Source organism: Pseudomonas endophytica (genome assembly GCF_001411475.1).
Classification (GTDB): Bacteria; Pseudomonadota; Gammaproteobacteria; order Pseudomonadales; family Pseudomonadaceae; genus Aquipseudomonas; species Aquipseudomonas endophytica.
Genome location: NZ_LLWH01000117.1, coordinates 1 through 2919 on the forward strand (window position 1 = coordinate 1; position 2919 = coordinate 2919).

Genomic DNA, 2919 nt, shown 5'->3' on the forward strand with positions numbered 1-2919 from the left:
CCGGGCAATCATTTTAAAGATCAACAGATCGTGAGCAAGCTCGCTCCTACAGTTTTTAAGCGTAGGTATACTGCGCCGTATGATCTCGACCTCCTCAACTCCTCGCCGTCCCCGTTGGCGCAGCCTGGCCTTACTAGCGCTGTGTTTGGCGCCATTGCTGTGGCCACTGCAACACCTTGCAGAACGCTATTACCGCAGCCAACTGGCCGGGCAAAATCGTCAGACCCTCGACCTTTACGTGGCCAACTTGTTGGGCACGTTGCATCGCTATGAGGTGTTGCCACAAATCCTCGGCGAACTGCCTGCACTGCGTAATGTGCTGGCCGACCCTGAAAACCCGCAGACGCTGAGCACGGCCAATAAGTTGCTCGCTGATCTCAACCATCAGACGGGTGCTGAAGTCATGTACCTACTTGATGCGCACGGCGACACAGTGGCTACGTCGAACTGGGACAAGAGCGACAGCTTTATTGGGCGTAACTTCGCGTTCCGTCCATATTTCAGCGAAGCGATGGACGGCAAATTGGGGCGATTCTTTGGTCTGGGGACCACGTCCGGTAAGCGCGGCTATTACTTTGCGGCTCCGGCGATTGAGGGCGATAAAAAGATCGGTGTACTGGTGGTCAAGGTCGACCTCGATCACACCGAACGCTTGTGGGGCAACACCCCGGAGCAATTGCTAACGACGGACGACAACGGCGTGGTCATTCTGACATCTCGACCAGATTGGCGCTTCAGAGCCACCCGTGAATTATCGCCTCAAGAGCAGCAAGACATTTTCGCCATCCTGCCGTATCCGACGCGCGATCTACAGCCGCTGACGATCAACCCGGATGCGTGGCTGGTGCAAACCCAAAAAATCGACGAAACCGACTGGAGCGTGAACATTCTCGCCCCGCGAACCTTGATTGACCGCCCGGTTCGCACGGTAGTGGCCATCGGTGCCGCCACCTTACTGGTGGTCATGCTGTTAATCGGTTTGATGATGCAGCGTCGCCGTCATTACTTGGAGCGTATCGCCTTCGAGGCGAAGGCCAGACGCGAACTCGAAGGGCGTGTGGCCGAACGTACCAGCGACCTCGAAGGGCTTAACCAGCGTTTGCGCAAAGAAGTGCTGGAGCGCGAGCAGGCGCAACAGGAGTTGGTGCGCGCTCAGGATGATTTGGTGCAGGCGGGCAAGCTGTCAGCGCTGGGGACTATGTCTGCCAGCATCAGCCATGAACTCAACCAGCCGCTGGCAGCCATCCGCAGCTATGCCGAAAACGCGGAAGTCTTGCTCGACCATCAACGCACCGAAGACGCGCGCAGCAACCTTAAATTGATCAATGAGTTGACCGGTCGCATGTCCTCGATCATTGCGCACCTGCGCGCGTTCGCTCGGCGTGATCGGCACGCACCAGAAAGTGTGGCGCTGCAACCAGCACTGGATGATGCATTGGCCTTGCTGGCCAAGCGGCGGCGCAGCATGGAAGTCGAATTGATCCGCGACCTGCCCGCGGCCACGCTGTGGGTCGAAGCGGGTGAAACCCGTTTGCGCCAAGTATTGGGCAACCTGCTGGCCAACGCTCTTGATGCCCTGACCGAAAAAGGCCCGCCGCGCCGATTGTGGCTCAGTGCCCAATCCACACCTGAAGGCGTCACTGTGTACATTCGCGCTAACGGCCCGGGCTTTTGCATGGAAGCGTTGGGCCGCGCCGGTGAGCCGTTTTACACCACTAAAACCCGCACCCAAGGTTTGGGCTTAGGGCTGGCTATCTGCGACACGCTGATTCGTGCGTTCGGCGGCGAATTGCTGTTCGCCAACCACAAAGAAGGCGGCGCCTTAATTACCCTACGACTGCGTGCCGGTGCGCCGGGCGTCAGTGTGCAAGCTTCAGAGGACTCCAGGTGATGAGCCAACCCATTGATCCGCGTGTTCAGGTCATCTTGATTGATGATGATCCGCACCTGCGCCAGGCGCTCTCTCAAACTCTGGACTTGGCCGGATTGAACGTGTTGCCGCTGGCCGAAGCGAACGGCTTGGCTGAACGCATTGGGCGCGACTGGCCGGGGGTGGTGGTCAGCGACATCCGCATGCCGGGGATGGACGGGCTTGAACTGCTCAATCACCTGCACGCTCAAGACTCCGATTTGCCCGTGTTGTTGATCACTGGCCACGGTGATGTGCCGTTGGCGGTGCAAGCCATGCGCGCGGGCGCTTACGACTTTTTGGAAAAACCGTTTGCCAGCGATGCGCTGCTCGACAGCGTGCGCAGGGCGTTGGCCTTGCGTGCGCTGGTGCTGGACAACCGCAGTCTGCGCATGGCACTCAGTGACCGGCAACAATTGAGCGCTCGGTTAGTGGGGCAATCCTCAGCCATGTTGCGCCTGCGCGAGCAAATCGGCGCACTGGCCGCGACCAAGGCTGACGTACTGATTTTGGGCGAAACCGGCTCTGGTAAAGAGGTGGTTGCTCGGGCGCTGCATGACCTGTCGAGCCGTCGTAGCGGGCCGTTTGTCGCGATCAACGCGGGTGCGCTGGCCGAATCGGTGGTCGAAAGCGAGCTGTTCGGCCATGAACCCGGCGCCTTCACCGGTGCGCAAAAGCGCCGTATCGGCAAGTTCGAGTTCGCCAATGGCGGGACGTTGTTCCTCGACGAAATCGAAAGCATGAGCCTAGACGTGCAGGTCAAACTGCTGCGTTTACTGCAAGAACGTGTGGTCGAGCGTTTGGGCGGCAATCAACTGATCCCGCTGGATATTCGGGTGATTGCCGCGACTAAAGAAGACCTGCGCCAATCGGCTGACCAAGGTCGCTTCCGTGCCGACTTGTACTACCGGCTGAACGTCGCGCCGCTGCGCATTTCGCCACTGCGCGAGCGCGGTGATGACGTGCTGGTGCTGTTTCAGCACTTTGCCGCCGAAGCCAGCACCCGCCAC

General features: G+C 59.3%; 2 protein-coding genes. Both read left to right on the plus strand.

Going from position 1 to position 2919, the window contains the following annotated elements:
* Positions 1 to 79 precede the first annotated feature (79 nt).
* Positions 80 to 1891 carry a sensor histidine kinase gene (locus AQS70_RS09405; RefSeq protein ID WP_055102542.1) on the plus strand — a complete coding sequence of 604 codons (1812 nt, stop codon included), beginning with the start codon at positions 80 to 82 and terminating at the stop codon, positions 1889 to 1891.
* A partial coding sequence (locus AQS70_RS09410; RefSeq protein ID WP_055102543.1) for a sigma-54-dependent transcriptional regulator occupies positions 1891 to 2919 on the plus strand: 1029 nt, incomplete at its 3' end. The genes AQS70_RS09405 and AQS70_RS09410, both read left to right, overlap by 1 nt.